The 17,798-nt window shown below is 43.2% G+C and carries 17 protein-coding genes; 9 read left to right on the top strand and 8 right to left on the bottom strand.

Going from position 1 to position 17,798, the window contains the following annotated elements:
- The first annotated feature begins 122 nt into the window (after positions 1-122).
- Positions 123-1,109 (top strand): oxygen-dependent tRNA uridine(34) hydroxylase TrhO, encoded by a 987-nt coding sequence (gene trhO / locus D8844_RS07285; RefSeq protein WP_044021553.1) that lies wholly within the window; start codon positions 123-125, stop codon positions 1,107-1,109.
- 120 nt (positions 1,110-1,229) lie between these two features.
- A complete protein-coding gene (locus D8844_RS07290; protein ID WP_125423052.1) occupies positions 1,230-2,090 on the top strand; it encodes a DUF4299 family protein in 861 nt (286 codons plus the stop codon).
- Between the two features lie 62 nt (positions 2,091-2,152).
- On the opposite strand, the gene D8844_RS07295 is transcribed toward D8844_RS07290, so the two are convergent.
- The 5 genes from D8844_RS07295 to D8844_RS07315 all read right to left on the bottom strand — a co-directional run bounded on the left by D8844_RS07295 (position 2,153) and on the right by D8844_RS07315 (position 6,308).
- Positions 2,153-3,115 carry a DUF6574 domain-containing protein gene (locus D8844_RS07295; RefSeq protein ID WP_125423055.1) on the bottom strand — a complete coding sequence of 321 codons (963 nt, stop codon included), beginning with the start codon at positions 3,113-3,115 and terminating at the stop codon, positions 2,153-2,155.
- 62 nt (positions 3,116-3,177) lie between these two features.
- Entirely contained in the window at positions 3,178-4,107 is a 930-nt protein-coding gene (locus D8844_RS07300) for a DUF4097 family beta strand repeat-containing protein (protein WP_125423059.1), read from the bottom strand.
- Entirely contained in the window at positions 4,100-4,693 is a 594-nt protein-coding gene (locus D8844_RS07305) for a DUF1700 domain-containing protein (protein ID WP_125423062.1), read from the bottom strand. Before D8844_RS07305 ends, D8844_RS07300 begins: the two co-directional genes overlap by 8 nt.
- Positions 4,680-5,006: a PadR family transcriptional regulator gene (locus D8844_RS07310; protein WP_000273860.1), complete on the bottom strand. Its 327-nt coding sequence runs from the start codon at positions 5,004-5,006 to the stop codon at positions 4,680-4,682. Before D8844_RS07310 ends, D8844_RS07305 begins: the two co-directional genes overlap by 14 nt.
- A 135-nt stretch (positions 5,007-5,141) precedes the next feature.
- Positions 5,142-6,308, bottom strand: a complete 1,167-nt coding sequence (locus tag D8844_RS07315) for a CynX/NimT family MFS transporter (protein WP_000744871.1) — start codon at positions 6,306-6,308, stop codon at positions 5,142-5,144.
- Positions 6,309-6,529: 221 nt separating this feature from the next.
- On the opposite strand from D8844_RS07315, the gene D8844_RS07320 reads away from it, so the two are divergent.
- Positions 6,530-7,360, top strand: coding sequence for a glycosyltransferase (locus tag D8844_RS07320; RefSeq protein WP_076984248.1), 831 nt, complete (start codon positions 6,530-6,532; stop codon positions 7,358-7,360).
- 75 nt (positions 7,361-7,435) lie between these two features.
- Complete coding sequence (locus tag D8844_RS07325) at positions 7,436-9,286, top strand: nucleoside-diphosphate sugar epimerase/dehydratase (protein WP_042903043.1); 1,851 nt, start codon at positions 7,436-7,438, stop codon at positions 9,284-9,286.
- Between the two features lie 95 nt (positions 9,287-9,381).
- Here the strand turns inward: D8844_RS07325 and D8844_RS07330 are convergent, their stop codons facing one another.
- Genes D8844_RS07330 through sdaAB form a run of 3 tightly spaced genes read right to left on the bottom strand, consistent with a single transcriptional unit; the run spans position 9,382 to position 11,591 of the window.
- Positions 9,382-10,011, bottom strand: coding sequence for an HAD-IA family hydrolase (locus D8844_RS07330; RefSeq protein WP_125423065.1), 630 nt, complete (start codon positions 10,009-10,011; stop codon positions 9,382-9,384).
- 27 nt (positions 10,012-10,038) lie between these two features.
- Entirely contained in the window at positions 10,039-10,911 is an 873-nt protein-coding gene (gene sdaAA, locus D8844_RS07335; RefSeq protein ID WP_000500029.1) for an L-serine ammonia-lyase, iron-sulfur-dependent, subunit alpha, read from the bottom strand.
- Positions 10,912-10,919: 8 nt separating this feature from the next.
- A complete protein-coding gene (gene sdaAB / locus D8844_RS07340) occupies positions 10,920-11,591 on the bottom strand; it encodes an L-serine ammonia-lyase, iron-sulfur-dependent subunit beta (protein ID WP_000555868.1) in 672 nt (223 codons plus the stop codon).
- Between the two features lie 241 nt (positions 11,592-11,832).
- On the opposite strand from sdaAB, the gene apf reads away from it, so the two are divergent.
- The 5 genes from apf (at position 11,833) to mnmA (ending at position 17,729) form a co-directional block, all read left to right on the top strand.
- Positions 11,833-12,465 carry an aggregation-promoting factor gene (gene apf / locus D8844_RS07345; RefSeq protein WP_125423068.1) on the top strand — a complete coding sequence of 211 codons (633 nt, stop codon included), beginning with the start codon at positions 11,833-11,835 and terminating at the stop codon, positions 12,463-12,465.
- A gap of 277 nt (positions 12,466-12,742) precedes the next feature.
- Complete coding sequence (locus D8844_RS07350; RefSeq protein WP_001045250.1) at positions 12,743-13,549, top strand: ABC transporter substrate-binding protein; 807 nt, start codon at positions 12,743-12,745, stop codon at positions 13,547-13,549.
- Between the two features lie 15 nt (positions 13,550-13,564).
- Complete coding sequence (locus D8844_RS07355) at positions 13,565-14,761, top strand: argininosuccinate synthase (RefSeq protein WP_125423071.1); 1,197 nt, start codon at positions 13,565-13,567, stop codon at positions 14,759-14,761.
- 27 nt (positions 14,762-14,788) lie between these two features.
- A complete protein-coding gene (gene argH, locus D8844_RS07360) occupies positions 14,789-16,180 on the top strand; it encodes an argininosuccinate lyase (protein WP_125423073.1) in 1,392 nt (463 codons plus the stop codon).
- Between the two features lie 427 nt (positions 16,181-16,607).
- On the top strand, positions 16,608-17,729 hold the full coding sequence (mnmA, locus tag D8844_RS07365) for a tRNA 2-thiouridine(34) synthase MnmA (RefSeq protein ID WP_070695960.1): 1,122 nt from the start codon (positions 16,608-16,610) through the stop codon (positions 17,727-17,729).
- Positions 17,730-17,798: the final 69 nt, after the last annotated feature.

Consider the following 17,798-nt stretch of genomic DNA (forward strand, 5'->3'; position numbering starts at 1 on the left):
GTGGCAGGTCTCTCTATACAATTTCCGGTCAAATAAATTGCATTCGTTTTCCCAAGTGGGTATACTAGTATAGTTGAATGAAAAATTCTGAAAATTTAAGAATAGAAAAGAGAACAAATCTTATGGCAAAAGATATTCGTGTCTTACTTTACTACCTTTATACTCCAATTGAAAACGCAGAGCAATTTGCGGCAGATCACTTGGCTTTCTGTAAATCAATCGGTCTCAAAGGCCGTATCCTCGTCGCTGACGAGGGAATTAACGGAACCGTTTCAGGTGACTACGAAACAACTCAAAAATACATGGACTACGTTCACAGCCTCCCAGGCATGGAAGACCTCTGGTTCAAGATTGACGAAGAAAATGAACAAGCTTTCAAGAAGATGTTTGTTCGCTACAAGAAAGAAATTGTTCACCTTGGTTTGGAAGACAACGACTTTGACAACGACATCAACCCACTTGAGACAACAGGTGCATACTTGTCTCCAAAAGAGTTTAAAGAAGCCCTTCTTGACGAAGATACAGTGGTCCTTGACACACGTAACGATTATGAGTACGACCTAGGACACTTCCGTGGGGCTATCCGGCCAGACATCCGCAACTTCCGTGAGTTGCCACAATGGGTTCGTGACAACAAGGAAAAATTCATGGACAAGCGTGTCGTGGTTTACTGTACAGGTGGGGTTCGCTGTGAGAAATTCTCAGGCTGGATGGTCCGTGAAGGCTACAAAGATGTCGGCCAATTGCACGGAGGAATCGCAACTTACGGTAAAGATCCAGAAATTCAAGGTGAGCTTTGGGATGGGAAAATGTACGTCTTTGACGAGCGTATCGCAGTCGATGTCAACCATGTTAACCCAACCATCGTAGGGAAAGACTGGTTTGATGGAACACCATGTGAACGTTATGTCAACTGTGGAAATCCCTTCTGTAACCGTCGTATCCTAACATCAGAAGAAAATGAAGACAAGTATCTCCGTGGATGCTCACACGAGTGCCGTGTTCACCCACGAAACCGCTATGTTTCAGAAAATGAATTGACACAAGCAGAAGTAATCGAGCATCTAGCTGTAATCGGTGAAAGCTTGGATCAAGTCGCTACAGTATAAAGCAAACAGCCCTCAGGGGCTGTTTTTCTATGCTTTTTATCTAAAAATCTAAAATTTGTTTCTGTATCTTTCAGGAAAATAGGGTATACTATATGTAAACGATTTCAAAGGAGGCCGGTTATGGCGAAAACATTTTTTATCCCAAATAAAGAAAGCATTCTAGGACAACAGGAGGTCTTGACTGCCAAGTCCATCTTGTCCTTGGTGGAGGGTTTGGAGTCGCATAGCTATGATGCGGTCTATCTCCGTCAGCCACTCAATCGTCTCGAGTATATCGAGTGTGGGATTGTAGCTCAGTCGCAATTTCTCTTCAAGGTGAACTATGCGGATAGTCGAAAAGGCTATCAAGTGGTGATTCCAGGCTTCCTTACCAGAGCAGACTGGGAGATTGTAGAAGCTCTCCTCCAAGCCCTATCGAGCAAGTTGGGGCAAGTGGTAGAAGGGATAGAAGGATTTGACTTTGAAACCTATTTCCGACAAACAGTTCAGAATTATCTAGCTGACAAAGCGGCTCGTCTAGTATACTGCCAAGGGCTCTTGTCCCCTATCTATCTCAACAAGGAATACCTCGAGAGCTTTTTGGCTGAGGATGGATTGGCACGTTTTGAAGAGCTAGTCAAGAAGGTTCAAGGCTCTGATGCCTATCTTGCCAGTGTGAAATTTTACCCAGACGCTCAAGGAAAGGTGCATGGTATCTACCACCTAGCCCAGGGAGTCAAGACAATTTTGCCAAAGGAACCCTTTGTACCAGCTCCTTATACCGAGCAGCTGGCAGGCAAGGAACTTGTTTGGGAGATTGACCTAGTGACGATTTCTGGTGATGGTTCAAAAGTCGAAGACTACGAAGCAATCGCTCGCTTGGACTATGCAAGATTTCTAGAGTCACTACCAAAAGCATTTTACCACCAACTAGATGCCAATCAATTAGAAGTACAACCCATCCTAGGACAAGATTTTGAAGGATTGGCAAGTATCGAGTAGACATTGTTCAAAAAAGAGTAAGCATAAAAATCCCTGTCATTAACAAATGGCAGGGATTTTGGTTAAAAGAAGGTCAAGATGCGAAGGTAGTCAACTGTCAGCGCGAGCTCTGCAATGAAGAAGGGTAAGAGAATAGCTCCATCAAGTAAGACAGCTAGCAAGAAACGATAGAATGGGTCAAGGCTACTGGTCTTACTTGGCTTGCTAATCACAAAGAGATTTCCAAGGGCAAAGATGGCCATGCTTAGAAGAGTGAGGATGCCAGCAAATCGTAAGCCACCAAAGAGTGCAAAGAAACTTGCTAGAGCTGTTAGGACAAGTGGGATAGCAAAGAGTCTGCTATACCGATCAAAGGCTTCTTGAAAAGTGAAGTCGCTCTTCTGGTCCAGTACACGTCGGACAGTAAAGCCTCCCAAAATGATGGAAAAGTAAAATAGAGCGCTAGCGACCAAGATAGAAAGTCCAGCAAAGAGATCTAAAGGTGGGAGCTGGTTAGGAGAGCTATTAGCCATAGAAATCATATAGCCATAGTAGAGGCGTTTGATATGATAGATACTAAAGAAAAGGTTGAACGAGGACAGCAGGGTGAGCAGGGCAAAGACACTGTAACGATGCTTTTGGTCCGTAGTCTTGCTAGCAGTTGGTTCTTGGATAGCATCCAGCAGCCAAGTCCAAAATAGTGCGATTTCTTCTTTTAATCGGGCAGTTTTACGAGGGTCAATATCTGGGATATAGGGGCTTTCTAAAGCTTTGCTGAGGATACTTTTCTCTTTTGCAGGGTTTTCTTGCTTGTGCTCCTCTTCAGCTTTCCCTTGTCCCTCTTCCTTGGTTTGGGCTTCCTCAATCATTTCGGGAGCTTCCTCCTCATGTATTTCCAACTCTTTAGGTGAGACAGAAGTTTCTTCGCTTACTTGTGGTTCATCTTCCACAGTTTCCGAAGTCTCTGGCTCGTTGGGCTGGATTTCTGATTTTGTCTGAGGTGATTTCTTCTCAAGATCGGCACTTTCAAACCATTCTTGTGTCATGGTGGAACCTCCTTTTTTATGGTCGTTTTCTATCTTTAGACTAGCAGATGAAAGCGTTTTTGTCAATGGTTTCTAGATGGAGCAGAATGCTCCTCTTTAGGTAGGTAGATATCCTGGTTGGCTTTTGCAATGAGTAAATCCTTGATATCTGCTTTTTCGGTTTTATAAGGGTTGGCAAGTACATTCTCTTTTTGTCCACGATGTTCTTCTTTGGGTTGACGATAGATACCACCATGCTGAGAAGAAATTTCTAGATTGATACGGTCAGTCTCTTTCTGGGAGAGAATGAGTGTTAGAGTGGAATGGGCCTCTAGCTCAACCTTACCGTGAACATGAATATTTTCAGCATAGATGTGTCCCCCCTCCGTCTTGACCTGGCTATCTGTCAATTCTGTATCAAAAATATTGATAATACTAGGTGTCGTTAGTGTACTGTTCTTGATGGAGCTTTCTGTTATTCTTAAGTGGTAGCCTTTTGTTTTGATTGTCGCATTTTCAAGGGTGGCTTGACGGATGGAGGTCTGTCCACGATTGACTGAGACGGTGATGGCTTGCAACCTTCTTCCTTTAGGTAGGGAGAGAATAACTTCATTAAAACGGTTGGAATAGCTGCTGGCGATATGAAGTAGGCCTTCGATTCCTGAACCGAGAAAACGATGTTGGGAGGCTTGTTTGTCAGTGACGCTCAGTGTTTTGTCACTCATGCCAGTAGTCAGATCGTGACGACCAGACACGGAAGGATGATAGGTGATATGGATCTTGTCATCTACAGATTCTGTGATGGTTAGGCTGTGTTCCTCAAGGGTCAAATCAAGTTTTTCCACCTCACTTCCAAAGGTCACTTCTTCGATACGACTGTCATAGACGGGGTCTTTTGACATGGCAAGCAAACTTTGAATACCATTGGACTGGGCGCCTACAATGATCATGATAAAACCAAGGATTGTAGAAACCACACCAAAAATGAGAAATCCTTTCGTCAATTTACGCATGTCTGTCACCTCTCTTTCCTTTTTTAAGAATCCATTGCACCAAGCGGACGATTAGGAGGCCAAAGAAACGGGCTACATAGGAGATACCCAGTAGAACAAGAGAAGAAGCACCAATGGAAAGCAAACCAGCCCCAAAAATCAAGATAAAGGCAGATTTGGCTTCGACTAGGACGCTAAAGCTCTCTACGATAAAAAGTCCACCTAGCATTATACCCGTTACAGAGACGGTAAAGAATGCTAAAATGACGGAGACGGCTGCGATAATAATACCGATGATGGCCATGAGGATGCCGATCCCGACCGGAATTCCGATAGGAGCTACTAGAAGAGCCAGGAGGGCAATGTGTAGCAGTTGGCGATCATTCTTTTGAGCAGGGGCTTCATTGACTTTTTTGTCGAGGAGGTTAGAGAGGACATCATGAGCCGCTTCTTTTGGTGTTCCTAGACTAGCAATGAGTTCTTCTTCGCCCTCTGGACCTGCATCGTCAAATAGTTCCTTAAAGTAGTCCATAGCTTCAATGCGGTCAGCTTCAGGTAGTTTATGGAGATAGGTTTCTAACTGAGTCAGATAGTCAGTTCTTGTCATGGCGGATACTCCCTTCTATGATGCCGTTGACGGTGTCGGTATAGAGCGTCCACTCTTCCTTTAGAGTAACGAGCTGCTCTACGCCCCGATTGGTCAAGGAGTAGTATTTGCGCATACGCCCCTGAAACTCTCTAGAGTAGGTGGTCAGAAAGCCACTGGCTTCCAATTTTTTGAGAATGGGATAGAGCGTAGATTCTTTGATATTGGCGATGAGCTTAATGGTTTGACTAATCTCATAACCATAAGAATCCCCCTGCTCCAGTACAGCCAAGATGAGAAACTCGATCAAGGCAGAGGATGTTGGGAAGTACATGGGAAACCTCCTTTATATTATATAAAAATTTTATATATACTCTTTTCAAATATATTGTATCTCAAGTTGAAAGCCCTGTCAAGAAATATGTGTAAAAATTTTACATATAAAAAACTCCTAGTAAAAACTAGAAGTTTAGAGGATGTTATCAGCCCGATCGACCATAAAGAGTGAGATGGTCATGATGATATCGATGGCTAGAAGGGCAAGGACAGCTGGGATCCAAGATTGGAAAAGCTCAAAACTATAACCAAACAAGGTAGGTCCAAAAGCAGCTAAGATGTAGCCCCCTGTTTGCGCTAGTCCTGATAGCTGAGCAGTCTTTTCAGGAGAACTGGTTTTAAGAGAAAAACAAACCATGAGGTAGGGGAAGAGGGCACTGCAGGCCGTTCCAATCAAGAGATGGACGACTAACCAGTAGAGGAAATTATTTGTTGGATACAAGAGCATGGCAATTCCTGTCATCCCAGAGAAGGAAATGATTGCCAGCATGATTCGACGGTGACCATCTGACAGACGAGTCGTTAGACTTGGAACAGTCATCGAAAAAGGAATGCTGATCAGTGAGAAGATAGAAGCCAGAAGAGCCGCATCACTATTAGAAAGACCAGCACTAACAGCCATAGTTGGCAACCAGGTCATACTTGTATAAAAGAGCAAGGACTGAAGTCCGCCAAAGATAATGATAGCCCAGACATCTTTACTTTTTAGAATATTCTCTTTGACTTGCTTTTCTTTTTGGCTTTCTAGGTGGTGGTTGTGGTGATGATTTGGTAACCAGACTAGCAGAGTGACCAGACAGAGAAAGCTGAGAACGAGGATGAGTCCCTTCCAAGAACTAGCTTGGGTGATAGGGACCGAAAGATAAGAAGCGATGGCTGTCGAAATTCCCATGGCAGTGACATAGAGCGTTGTTAGGAAACTAATCTTTTGAGGCTGATTTGCCTGGATCATACTTGGGAGGAGTACATTGAAGATCGCAATGCTCGCTCCGACAATTAGGGTTCCTAGATAGAGAAGGGGAAGATTGAGAATCCGAATGACAGAGCCAACAGTTAAGAGGAGGAGACAGTAAGTAAAGAGATGTTCTAGTCCGATTTTTTGTGCCAAGCGGCTTGCAAAAGCAGAGAAAAGAGCAAACATCAAGAGAGGGAGACTGGTTAAAATCCCAAGAGAGCTAACCTCCACTCCTAGTCCCTGAGCGATATCTCCTAAAATGGTTGGAAGAGCAGTAAAAGGAGAGCGTAAAACAGTCCCGATTAAGACAATTCCTAGAACAAAAAAGAGTGATTGTTTTTTCATAAAAACCTCGATAGGATGATTTTAATAACAGCTTATTTTAAGGTTTTTTCCTTATAATGTCAAGTAATGACAGCCAAGACAGTTCAATCAATGGAAGTGAAAATAAAGTGAAAAGAGACAGATTTCTTTACTAGAATTTTCCTTGATTTGATATAAAAATAGGAAACTAGGAGAATTTGTGATAAAATAGTGGAAGGAAATCTATACATTGGAGAAAAACTGTGCCTGAAAAGCAAAAAATCAGCGTCTTGATGTCGGTCTATGTAAAGGAAAATCCGACGTTTTTAAGAGATGCTATCAAAAGTGTTCAAAACCAGACCTTGAAACCGAGCGAACTTGTTCTTGTTGAGGACGGGCCGCTCACACCCGAACTCTATCAGGTGCTAGATGAAGTGGAAGCTCAGTCAGACATTCCAGTTAAACGGTGCCCCTTAGAACAAAACCAAGGTTTAGGCTTGGCTCTTCGATACGGTGTTTTACAGTGCCAGTATGACATTATTGCCCGCATGGATACGGATGATTTAGCCGTTCCGGATCGTTTTGAGAAACAGCTTCAGCTAATGGAGAAAGAAGATCTCGATCTCTTAGGCGGACATATCGCAGAGTTCATTGACAATCCAGATGAGATTGTGTCTTATCGTCGTGTTCCAACTCAGCATGCAGACATTGTGGCTTATCAGAGAATGAGAAGCGCCTTTAACCATATGACCGTGATGTTCAAAAAGGACATGATCCTCAAAGCGGGCAACTATGAAGATGGCCTTTACATGGAGGATGACCTCCTTTGGCTCAATATGATTGCTGCAGGTGCCAAGACTGGGAACCTAGATCAAATCTTGTGTAAGGTTCGTGTCGGTGCAGGGATGTTTGAGCGTCGAGGTGGCTTGCGTTACCTTAAACTCTATCGTCAAGCTCGCCAACGGATGCTTGAGCGAGGGCAAATTTCTTACATGGAATATGCTAAAAGTGTAGCCATTCAGGCAATTGTTGCACTTTGTCCAGGCTTTGTACGTCAGTTTATCTTCGTCAAACTTTTAAGAAAGAGAAAGTAAGCCCCGATAGACTGAATGATTTAGGCTATCATAACAACAGTATCATCTGACTCTTTTAAGGGGGAGTAAATTCCTATGAATAAAAAACTAACAGATTATGTGATTGATCTGGTTGAAATTTTAAATAAACAGCAAAAACAAGTGTTTTGGGGGATATTCGATATTCTGAGTATGGTGGTTTCCATCATCGTATCTTATATCTTGTTTTATGGCCTTATAAATCCTGCGCCTGTGGATTATGTAATCTACACTCTTTTAGCCTTCCTCCTTTATCAAATCATGATTGCATTTTGGGGGCTAAATGCTAGTATCAGTCGTTATAGCAAGATTACGGATTTCATGAAAATCTTTTTCGGAGTGATGCTCAGCAGTGTTCTTTCTTATGGAATCTGCTATGCCTTCCTTCCATTGTTTTCTATCCGTTTCATCGTACTCTTCATTTTGTTGAGTACCTTCCTCATCTTGCTTCCTCGTATCACTTGGCAGTTGATTTATTCTAAACGTAAAAAAGGTAGTGGAGATGGAGAACACCGTCGGACCTTCTTGATTGGTGCTGGTGATGGTGGTGCCCTCTTTATGAACAGCTACCAACATCCAACTAGCGACCTTGAGCTAGTGGGGATTTTGGATAACGATGAAAAGAAAAAGGGACAAAAACTAGGTGGAATCCCAGTTTTGGGCTCTTATGATAATCTGCCTGAATTAGCTAAACGTCACCAAATCGAGCGTGTTATCGTAGCGATCCCTTCGCTTGACCCATCAGAGTACGAACGCATCTTGCAGATGTGTAATAAGCTAGGCGTCAAATGTTACAAGATGCCTAAGGTTGAGACAGTCGTTCAAGGACTCCATCAATCAGGCAGTGGCTTCCAGAAAATTGATATCACAGACCTTTTGGGCCGTCAGGAAATTCGTCTTGACGAATCGCGTCTGGGTACTGAGATTACAGGCAAGACCATCCTGGTGACAGGGGCAGGTGGTTCGATTGGTTCAGAGATTTGTCGTCAGGTTAGTCGCTTTAATCCAGAGCGTATTGTCTTGCTTGGACATGGTGAAAACTCAATCTATCTCGTTTATCATGAATTGATCCGTACGTTCCAAGGGATTGATTATGTTCCTGTTATTGCAGATATTCAGGACTATGACCGTCTCTTGCAGGTGTTTGAGCAGTACAAACCAGCTATCGTTTACCATGCTGCAGCCCACAAACACGTTCCAATGATGGAGCGCAATCCAAAAGAAGCCTTCAAGAACAATATCCTCGGGACTTACAATGTTGCTAAGGCTGTTGATGAGGCCAAAGTGCCTAAGATGGTCATGATTTCGACTGACAAGGCGGTCAATCCACCCAATGTTATGGGTGCCACTAAGCGCGTGGCAGAATTGATTGTCACTGGTTTTAACCAACGTAGCAAATCAACCTACTGTGCAGTCCGTTTTGGAAATGTTCTGGGTAGTCGTGGTAGCGTGATTCCTGTCTTTGAACGTCAGATTGCTGAAGGCGGTCCTGTAACAGTAACAGACTTCCGAATGACACGTTACTTTATGACCATTCCAGAGGCTAGCCGTCTAGTAATCCATGCTGGGGCTTATGCCAAGGACGGAGAAGTCTTTATCCTCGATATGGGTAAACCAGTTAAGATCTATGACTTGGCTAAGAAAATGGTCCTTCTAAGCGGGCACACAGAAAGTGAAATTCCAATCGTTGAGGTCGGTATCCGCCCAGGGGAAAAACTCTATGAAGAACTCTTGGTTTCGACCGAATTGGTTGATAACCAAGTCATGGACAAGATTTTCGTTGGTAAGGTAAATGTCATGCCGCTAGAAGCCATCGATCAAAAGATTGAAGAGTTCCGTTCACTCAGCGGAGATGAGCTCAAAGAAGCGATTATTTCCTTTGCGAATGAGACAACTCATGCTGAGTAAGAGTGTCTAACAAATTAATTATAAATAAAAGGCCAAGGTTCTGTTTGTACAGGACCTTGGCCTTTTTACTCTGTAATTTCAAATTGTTGTATTATTTATAGTTGCTTAATGATATCGTCAATGGTACGGGCAATCCAGTCAGGCTGATAGCTGAGTAAATCAGCTTCTTCTCCAAATCCCCAAGTAACAGCAAACTTTTTAATGCCAGTTTCTTGGGCTCCAATCATATCAAACTTGCTATCCCCAATGATGAGGACTTGGTCTGCAGGGAGTTGATGCGTTTGCAAGGCGTAACGGATGACATCCGCTTTATGTGGCGTTTCAGGACTAGAGCCGTAAATGCCATCAAAGAAATGATGGATTCCCAGATTTTTAGTCATATCATGAGCAGTAGGAGTATTCTTTGTTGTAGTGATGTAGAGAGGGTAGTTTTGAGAAAGCTCTTGAAGCAATTCTGTTATTCGGGGGAAGAGTTGGGCTTCGTGGATTCCTTTTTCCTTGTAGTAAGAGCGGTATATCTGCACAGCTTCTGAGATTTGTTCCTTGGGAAGGCATGTTGCAAAACTACTTTCAAGTGGTGGCCCCATGAAACCACGAATGGTTTTGGCATCAGGGCTTGGAACTCCTAGCTCTTTAAAGGTATGGGTAAAGGCATTGTGGATCCCGATGGAACTGTCAACCAGGGTTCCGTCCAGATCAAAAAAGATTGCTGAGATAGAGGGCATAGTTTCTCCTAATAGATATAGATAAGCTTATTCTCCGAAGATTTCTTTTTGTAGGCGACGACCAGTAGGTGTAGCGGCAAGTCCACCCTCAGCTGTTTCACGAAAGGCAGTTGGGAGGCTCGATCCGACTTGGTACATGGCATCGATGACTTCGTCAACAGGGATCTTAGACTCGATACCTGCCAAAGCCATATCAGCCGCGATAAAGGCAAAGCTGGCTCCCATGGCATTGCGTTTGACACAGGGAACTTCAACCAAACCAGCGACGGGATCGCAGATAAGGCCTAGCATATTTTTAATGACAAAGGCAATGGCTTGGCTAGCCTGATAGGGGCTTCCACCTGCAGCCAAGGTCAAGGCTGCGGCACTCATGGCAGAGGCAGAGCCAACTTCGGCCTGACAGCCACCTTCAGCACCTGAGATAGAGGCATTGTTTGCGATAACTAATCCAAAGGCACCCGCAGCAAATAGGAAATCCAGCTGTTCTTCGTGGCTAAGGTCTAGTTTTTGGATAGCAGCAGTGAGAACGGCTGGCAAACAACCAGCACTTCCTGCGGTTGGGGTGGCGCAGACCAATCCCATCTTCGCATTGTGTTCATTGACCGCGATGGCATTACGGGCTGCTGATAGGATGGTAAAGTCAGATAAGGCCTTGCCACTTTTGAGATGGCGGTCTAGTTTGGCCGCGTCTCCACCCGTTAGGCCACTACGGGATTTGTTTTCACTGAGACCGAGCTCGACAGAGGCTTTCATGACTTCTAGATTGCGTTCCATGAGAAGGAGAACTTCAGGCCGTTCTCGACCGGTTAATTGATATTCGGTCGCAATCATGAGTTCTGCGACATTTCCTTGGAAGTCTAGATCTGCTTGCTCAACCAATTCTTTGATAGAATAAAACATGTTTCCTCCTACTTAAAGAAATTGACATTGTGGAGATGAGGGATTTTTCGGATTTCTTCAATCGCCTCTTCGCAACTTCGACTATCGACTTCGATAATCATGATGGCTTTTTCTCCAGCTTTTTCTCGAGTCACATTCATCTGCGCGATGTTGATATCGAAACGAGAGAGGGCTTCTGTGACATGGGCAATCATACCTGGAACATCCTGATGCACGATGATGATGGTCGGTGTATTCATGTTGAGAGAGACAGCAAAGCCGTTAAGCTCCGTAACTTGGATATTTCCCCCACCAATGGAAATTCCTGTCACACTGATGGACTTGTGTTCATTCTTCACAGTAATTTTAGTGGTATTAGGATGAGGAGCGTTGCTGTCTTTCTGAATGGTCCAGACAATCTTGATACCACGTTTATGGGCAATCTCTAGGCTATTTGGAATGTCGGGATCGTCCGTATCCATACCTAATATACCAGCGACGAGAGCAAGGTCGGTTCCATGACCACGGTAGGTTTTGGCAAATGAATTAAATAATTGGAATTCGACTTCTGTCGGCGTATCATCAAAGATGGAAGAGACGATTTTCCCGATGCGAACAGCTCCAGCAGTATGGCTACTTGATGGGCCAATCATAACTGGTCCGATAATGTCAAAGACAGATTGAAAACGAAGTGAGTGCATCTGTTTCCCCTTACAAAGATTCTTATATCTATTATATCAAAGAATGGACCTCTGCGCTTATTTCCCTTATCAAAAGCTTAAAATGATTAAAGTTAGTATAAAATAAGGTCTTTTGTGACAAAAACATCCTTAAAACGGTAAATATAAAACATTTTTGTAATATTTCTACATAAAACCGTTAAACAACGGTAACATTTAAAAGGTATCATAGATATATCCAATGGAAGGAGAATTTTTAGATATGTCATTAACAACTAAAAAAATTAAAACAACTATCGCAGGAGTAGCAGCTTTGCTTGCTTTCTTTGCTCCATCACTTGCATCTGCCCAAGAAACTGTAACTTACACAGTTAAATCAGGTGATACTCTTTCAGAAATCGCTGAGAAGTACAACACAACTGTTGAAAAATTGGCGGCAAAAAACAACATCAAAGATATTCACCTTATCTATGTTGACCAAGTTTTGGTTATCGAAGGAACAGCTTCTACTGCAGCTCCAGCAGCAACAACGGAAGAATCAGCTCCAGTAGCTACAGAAACAGTTGAAGAAGCTCCAGCAGCAACAACAACTTATGAGGCCCCAGCTACACCTGCAACTCCAGCAGCTCCAGCAGCAGAAAGCAACACTGCAGCAGCTTCTACTGTAAGTGGTTCTGAAGCAGAAGCCAAAGAATGGATCGCTCAAAAAGAATCAGGTGGTAGCTACACTGCTACAAACGGACGTTACATCGGACGTTACCAGTTGACTGATTCATACTTGAACGGTGACTACTCAGCTGAAAACCAAGAACGTGTAGCAGATGCCTACGTTGCAGGACGTTACGGTTCATGGACAGCTGCCAAGAACTTCTGGCTTAACAACGGTTGGTATTAAGAATACAAGAGTCCTTTAGGGCTCTTTTTTGTTTCTCTATAACAAAAAGTGTAATGATCTTCTCAGTAATGCTCTGTTTGTATAATTTCGACTAAATTCTTCAAATTGTTTTAAAACTCAAATAGTATAAATAAGCTTATTATATGTAAAAATATATCATATAATAAGCTTTTTCTTGATTTAAATGAAATAAAATACAGTTTTTCCTTGACAAACGAGAACGAGAAGAGTATTATTTATACAATAATAAAGTATAAAAATAAAAGGAGGCTTTTCTATGAATAAAGTGAAGAAGGTGTTGATGACGATGTTTGGTTTGCTTATGTTTCCCTTATTATTTGCTTGTAGTAACACTCAATCTCAAGGTGTTGAAGCCATTAAGGCTAAAGGAAAATTGGTGGTGGCCCTAAATCCAGAGTTTGCTCCATTCGAATACCAGAAATTGGTTGATGGGAAAAATCAGATTGTAGGTTCAGATGTTGAGCTAGCCAAAGCCATCGCAAAGGAACTGGGTGTAGAAGTGGAGTTCTCTCCAATGAGTTTTGACAATGTACTGGCTAGTCTTGATTCAGGAAAGGCCGATCTTGCCATATCAGGTGTTTCTAAAACGGAGGAGAGAAGTCAAGTTTACGATTTTTCAATTCCCTACTACACTTCGAAAAATAAGGTTATCGTAAGAAAATCTGAATTAACGAATTACCAATCAGTCAAGGATTTGGCTCAGAAAAAGGTTGGAGCGCAGAAAGGTTCTATCCAGGAAACTCTGGCTAAAGAAACCTTGCAGGATTCTTCTCTCGTTTCACTTCCTAAAAATGGAAATTTGATAACAGATTTGAAATCAGGGCAACTGGATGCGGTTATCTTTGAGGAGCCAGTGGCGAAAGGTTTTGTAGAGAATAACCCAGACCTAGCTATCGCTGAGTTTGATTTTGACAATGACAAAGAAGATTCCTACGCTGTTGCGATGAAAAAAGATAGTAAGGAATTGAAAGAAGCGGTTGATAAAACCATCCAGAAGTTGAAGGATTCTGGGGAGTTGGACAAATTGATTGACGATGCTTTTAAAGCCTCTATCGAAAAATAGAAAGAAGGAAGAGAAATGAGTAAGGAAAAAGTTATTTTAGCCTATTCAGGTGGATTGGATACATCGGTTGCTATTACATGGTTAAAAAAAGACTATGATGTGATCGCTGTTTGTATGGATGTGGGTGAAGGAAAAGACTTGGAGTTCATCCATGATAAAGCTCTCAAGGTTGGGGCTGTTGAGTCTTATGTCATTGATGTTAAGGAAGAATTTGCTAATGACTATGTTTTAGTGGCCCTTCAGGCTCATGCCTACTATGAACAGAAGTATCCCTTGGTATCTGCTCTGAGTCGCCCTCTTATTTCAAAAAAACTCGTTGAAATAGCTCATCAGACGGGGGCAACCACAATTGCCCATGGTTGTACAGGTAAGGGAAACGACCAAGTTCGGTTTGAAGTCTCTATTGCGGCTTTGGATCCCAATTTAAAAGTAGTTGCGCCTGTTCGTGAGTGGAAATGGTCTCGTGAAGAAGAAATCCAATATGCCAAAGCAAATGGCGTCCCAGTTCCAGCTGACCTTGACAATCCTTACTCTGTCGATCAAAATCTTTGGGGTCGTGCAAATGAATGTGGCGTTTTGGAAAACCCTTGGAACCAAGCGCCAGAAGAAGCATTTGGAATCACATCTTCGCCGGAAGAGGCGCCAGACAGTCCAGAATTTATTGACATTGAGTTTAGCTGCGGGGTGCCCATCTCCCTCAATGGTGAGAAGATGAAAGTGGCGGCTTTGATTCAAAAGCTAAATGAAATTGCGGGTAAACACGGTGTCGGTCGTATTGACCATGTGGAAAATCGTCTAGTCGGTATTAAGTCAAGAGAGATTTATGAGTGCCCAGGCGCTGTGACTTTATTGGCAGCTCATAAGGAAATTGAAGACTTGACTCTTGTGAGAGAAGTGGCTCATTTCAAACCCATTATCGAAAATGAGTTGTCCAATCTCATCTATAATGCCTTGTGGTTTAGCCCAGCAACTCAGGCTTTGATTGCCTATATCAAGGAGACACAGAAAGTTGTCAATGGAACTGCAAAAGTTAAACTCTATAAGGGGAACGCCCAGGTAGTGGCTCGGAAATCTCCAAATTCTCTTTACGATGAAAATTTGGCGACTTATACCAGTGCGGATACCTTTGACCAAGATGCGGCTGTTGGATTTATCAAGCTTTGGGGGCTTCCGACTAAGGTTTATTCAGAAGTTCAGAAAAATGTTGAGTAGTGATGCGATAGAAAGGGACGACAGGATATGCCGAAAAATACAAAATTATGGGGTGGTCGATTTGAAGGCACTGTGGAAGAGTGGGTAGAACAGTTCGGTGCGAGTATTTCCTTTGACCACCAGCTGGCAAAATTTGATTTGATGGGCTCCCTGGCTCATGTTCAAATGCTAGGACAGACTGGCATTTTGAGCTTGGAAGAGGCGGAGCAGATCCAAGATGGTCTGAAAGCTTTGTTGCGAGATTTAGAGGCGGGAGAGCTTCATTTTGATATTGCAAATGAAGATATTCATATGAATATGGAAGTGTTGCTGACAGAGAAAATTGGTCCTCTGGCTGGGAAATTGCACACGGCTCGTTCTCGTAATGACCAAGTCGCAACGGATATGCACTTATATCTAAAGGAGCAGCTTGGCCATGTCTTGGATAAGTTGGCGAATCTGAACAGTGTTTTGTTGGATTTGGCTGAAAAACATGTGGAAACCATTATGCCAGGCTATACCCATTTACAACACGCTCAACCGATTAGTTTTGCCCATCATCTCATGGCTTATTACAATATGTTTCAAAGGGATAGCGAGCGTTTTGCATTCAACTTGAAACATACGGACCTATCTCCCCTGGGTGCGGCTGCCTTGGCGGGGACAACTTTTCCAATCGATCGTCAATTATCGAGTGGTTTATTGGGCTTCCAACACCCCTATACCAATTCCTTGGACGCCGTGAGTGACCGTGATTTTATTTTGGAGTTTCTGTCAAATGCCAGCATGTTGATGATGCATATGAGTCGTTTTTGTGAAGAAATCATCAATTGGTGCAGTTTTGAGTATCAGTACATTAGCTTGTCTGATAGCTTTTCAACGGGTTCGTCTATCATGCCCCAGAAGAAAAATCCTGATATGGCCGAATTGATTCGAGGGAAGACAGGACGGGTTTACGGGAACTTGCTTGGACTATTGACCGTCATGAAATCTTTGCCTCTGGCCTATAATAAGGATTTGCAAGAGGACAAGGAAGGTATGTTTGATACAGTAGAAACGATTTTAAATTCTCTGGATGTGTTGGCAGGTATGCTATCGAGCATGCAGGTTAATAAGGCCAAAATGCAGCAATCTACAGAGAATGATTTTTCGAATGCGACCGAACTGGCAGATTATTTGGCTGAAAAAGGCCTCCCCTTTAGAGAAGCGCATGAAATAGTAGGGAAATTGGTTCTAGACTCTATCAAGCATAGTAAAAATATCCAAGATTGGGATTTGGAGGAGTTGCAAGCCTACCATCCCTTGATTGAAGAGGATATTTATATCTACTTGCGCCCAGAAACTGCTGTTCAGAGACGGAATTCCTTAGGAGGAACCGGCTTTGAGCAAGTGAAATTCCAGATAGAACAAGCGAAGAAAGAACTTAAAGGGGAAAATTGATTCGTTTGTAAAGTAAGAAAGAGAGGTTGAGATGATTTATCAGCCTCTTTCTTGTCTTCTCCAACCAAGCGTGTTATAATGAATACTGCTCAAGCGACCTTCAATCGTTAAGCACACACGACCTTCAATCGTGAATTAGTCATTTCGTTTATCTTTTATTACGTCGTTAACTCGAAATGAGATGCAAGCTGAGCTTGTTTGATTTATAACCTCAATCAGTCTCCCGGACTGATTGAGCGAACTCAAGTTATGCCTGCGACTCGTTGCCTATCATATTTTCATTTTAAGATGATAGGCTAAAATGGTCTCCCAGACCATTTTACTCCTAAAAGCAAACGAAAAGACGATACTCAAAGAAATTCTATTGAAAGTTATAATGAATAGAATTTTGAAGGGTATGAATAAACGAATAGATGGGAGACTTACCATGAGTGATAACTCTAAAACACGTGTTGTCGTGGGGATGAGTGGTGGTGTTGATTCGTCGGTGACGGCTCTCTTGCTCAAGGAGCAGGGCTACGATGTGATCGGTATCTTCATGAAGAACTGGGATGACACAGATGAAAACGGCGTCTGTACGGCGACCGAAGATTACAAGGATGTGGCTGCGGTGGCAGACCAGATCGGCATTCCTTACTACTCTGTCAATTTTGAAAAAGAGTACTGGGACCGCGTTTTTGAATATTTCCTAGCGGAATACCGTGCAGGACGCACGCCAAATCCAGACGTTATGTGCAACAAGGAAATCAAGTTCAAGGCCTTTTTGGACTATGCCATGACCTTGGGTGCAGACTATGTAGCGACTGGGCACTATGCCCGAGTGGCGCGTGATGAGGATGGCATCGTTCACATGCTTCGTGGCGTGGACAATGGGAAGGACCAGACCTATTTCCTCAGTCAACTTTCGCAAGAACAACTCCAAAAAACCATGTTCCCATTGGGACATTTGGAAAAGCCTGAAGTTCGCAGACTCGCAGAAGAAGCAGGACTTGCGACTGCTAAGAAGAAAGACTCGACAGGGATTTGCTTTATCGGAGAAAAGAACTTTAAAAACTTTCTCAGCAACTATCTGCCAGCCCAGCCTGGTCGCATGATGACTGTGGATGGTCGCGATATGGGTGAGCATGCAGGCCTGATGTACTATACGATTGGTCAGCGTGGCGGTCTCGGTATCGGTGGGCAACACGGTGGTGACAATGCCCCTTGGTTCGTTGTCGGAAAAGACCTAAGCAAGAATATCCTCTATGTCGGCCAAGGTTTCTACCATGACTCGCTCATGTCAACCAGCCTAGAGGCCAGTCAGGTTCACTTTACTCGTGACATGCCAGAGGAATTTACGCTAGACTGTACGGCTAAATTCCGCTACCGTCAGCCTGATTCTAAGGTGACAGTACATGTCAAAGGAGATAAGGCAGAAGTTATCTTTGCGGAACCGCAACGCGCCATCACACCAGGACAGGCAGTTGTCTTTTACGATGGCGAAGAGTGCCTAGGTGGTGGCCTGATTGACAATGCTTATCGAGATGGACAAGTTTGTCAGTACATTTAGATTGACAAATTTTCTCAATTTGCTACAATAATAAAAGCAATAGAAATGATGGTCAAAGCTCATGGATGT

Source organism: Streptococcus oralis (assembly GCF_003942875.1).
GTDB lineage: Bacteria > Bacillota > Bacilli > Lactobacillales > Streptococcaceae > Streptococcus > Streptococcus oralis_BX.

Coding starts and splice junctions, on each gene's coding strand:
- trhO (WP_044021553.1), top strand. CDS start 123: ATGGCAAAAGATATTCGTGTCTTACTTTACTACCTTTATACTCCAATT.
- D8844_RS07290 (WP_125423052.1), top strand. CDS start 1,230: ATGGCGAAAACATTTTTTATCCCAAATAAAGAAAGCATTCTAGGACAA.
- D8844_RS07295 (WP_125423055.1), bottom strand. CDS start 3,115: ATGACACAAGAATGGTTTGAAAGTGCCGATCTTGAGAAGAAATCACCT.
- D8844_RS07300 (WP_125423059.1), bottom strand. CDS start 4,107: ATGCGTAAATTGACGAAAGGATTTCTCATTTTTGGTGTGGTTTCTACA.
- D8844_RS07305 (WP_125423062.1), bottom strand. CDS start 4,693: ATGACAAGAACTGACTATCTGACTCAGTTAGAAACCTATCTCCATAAA.
- D8844_RS07310 (WP_000273860.1), bottom strand. CDS start 5,006: ATGTACTTCCCAACATCCTCTGCCTTGATCGAGTTTCTCATCTTGGCT.
- D8844_RS07315 (WP_000744871.1), bottom strand. CDS start 6,308: ATGAAAAAACAATCACTCTTTTTTGTTCTAGGAATTGTCTTAATCGGG.
- D8844_RS07325 (WP_042903043.1), top strand. CDS start 7,436: ATGAATAAAAAACTAACAGATTATGTGATTGATCTGGTTGAAATTTTA.
- D8844_RS07330 (WP_125423065.1), bottom strand. CDS start 10,011: ATGCCCTCTATCTCAGCAATCTTTTTTGATCTGGACGGAACCCTGGTT.
- sdaAA (WP_000500029.1), bottom strand. CDS start 10,911: ATGTTTTATTCTATCAAAGAATTGGTTGAGCAAGCAGATCTAGACTTC.
- sdaAB (WP_000555868.1), bottom strand. CDS start 11,591: ATGCACTCACTTCGTTTTCAATCTGTCTTTGACATTATCGGACCAGTT.
- apf (WP_125423068.1), top strand. CDS start 11,833: ATGTCATTAACAACTAAAAAAATTAAAACAACTATCGCAGGAGTAGCA.
- D8844_RS07350 (WP_001045250.1), top strand. CDS start 12,743: ATGAATAAAGTGAAGAAGGTGTTGATGACGATGTTTGGTTTGCTTATG.
- D8844_RS07355 (WP_125423071.1), top strand. CDS start 13,565: ATGAGTAAGGAAAAAGTTATTTTAGCCTATTCAGGTGGATTGGATACA.
- argH (WP_125423073.1), top strand. CDS start 14,789: ATGCCGAAAAATACAAAATTATGGGGTGGTCGATTTGAAGGCACTGTG.
- mnmA (WP_070695960.1), top strand. CDS start 16,608: ATGAGTGATAACTCTAAAACACGTGTTGTCGTGGGGATGAGTGGTGGT.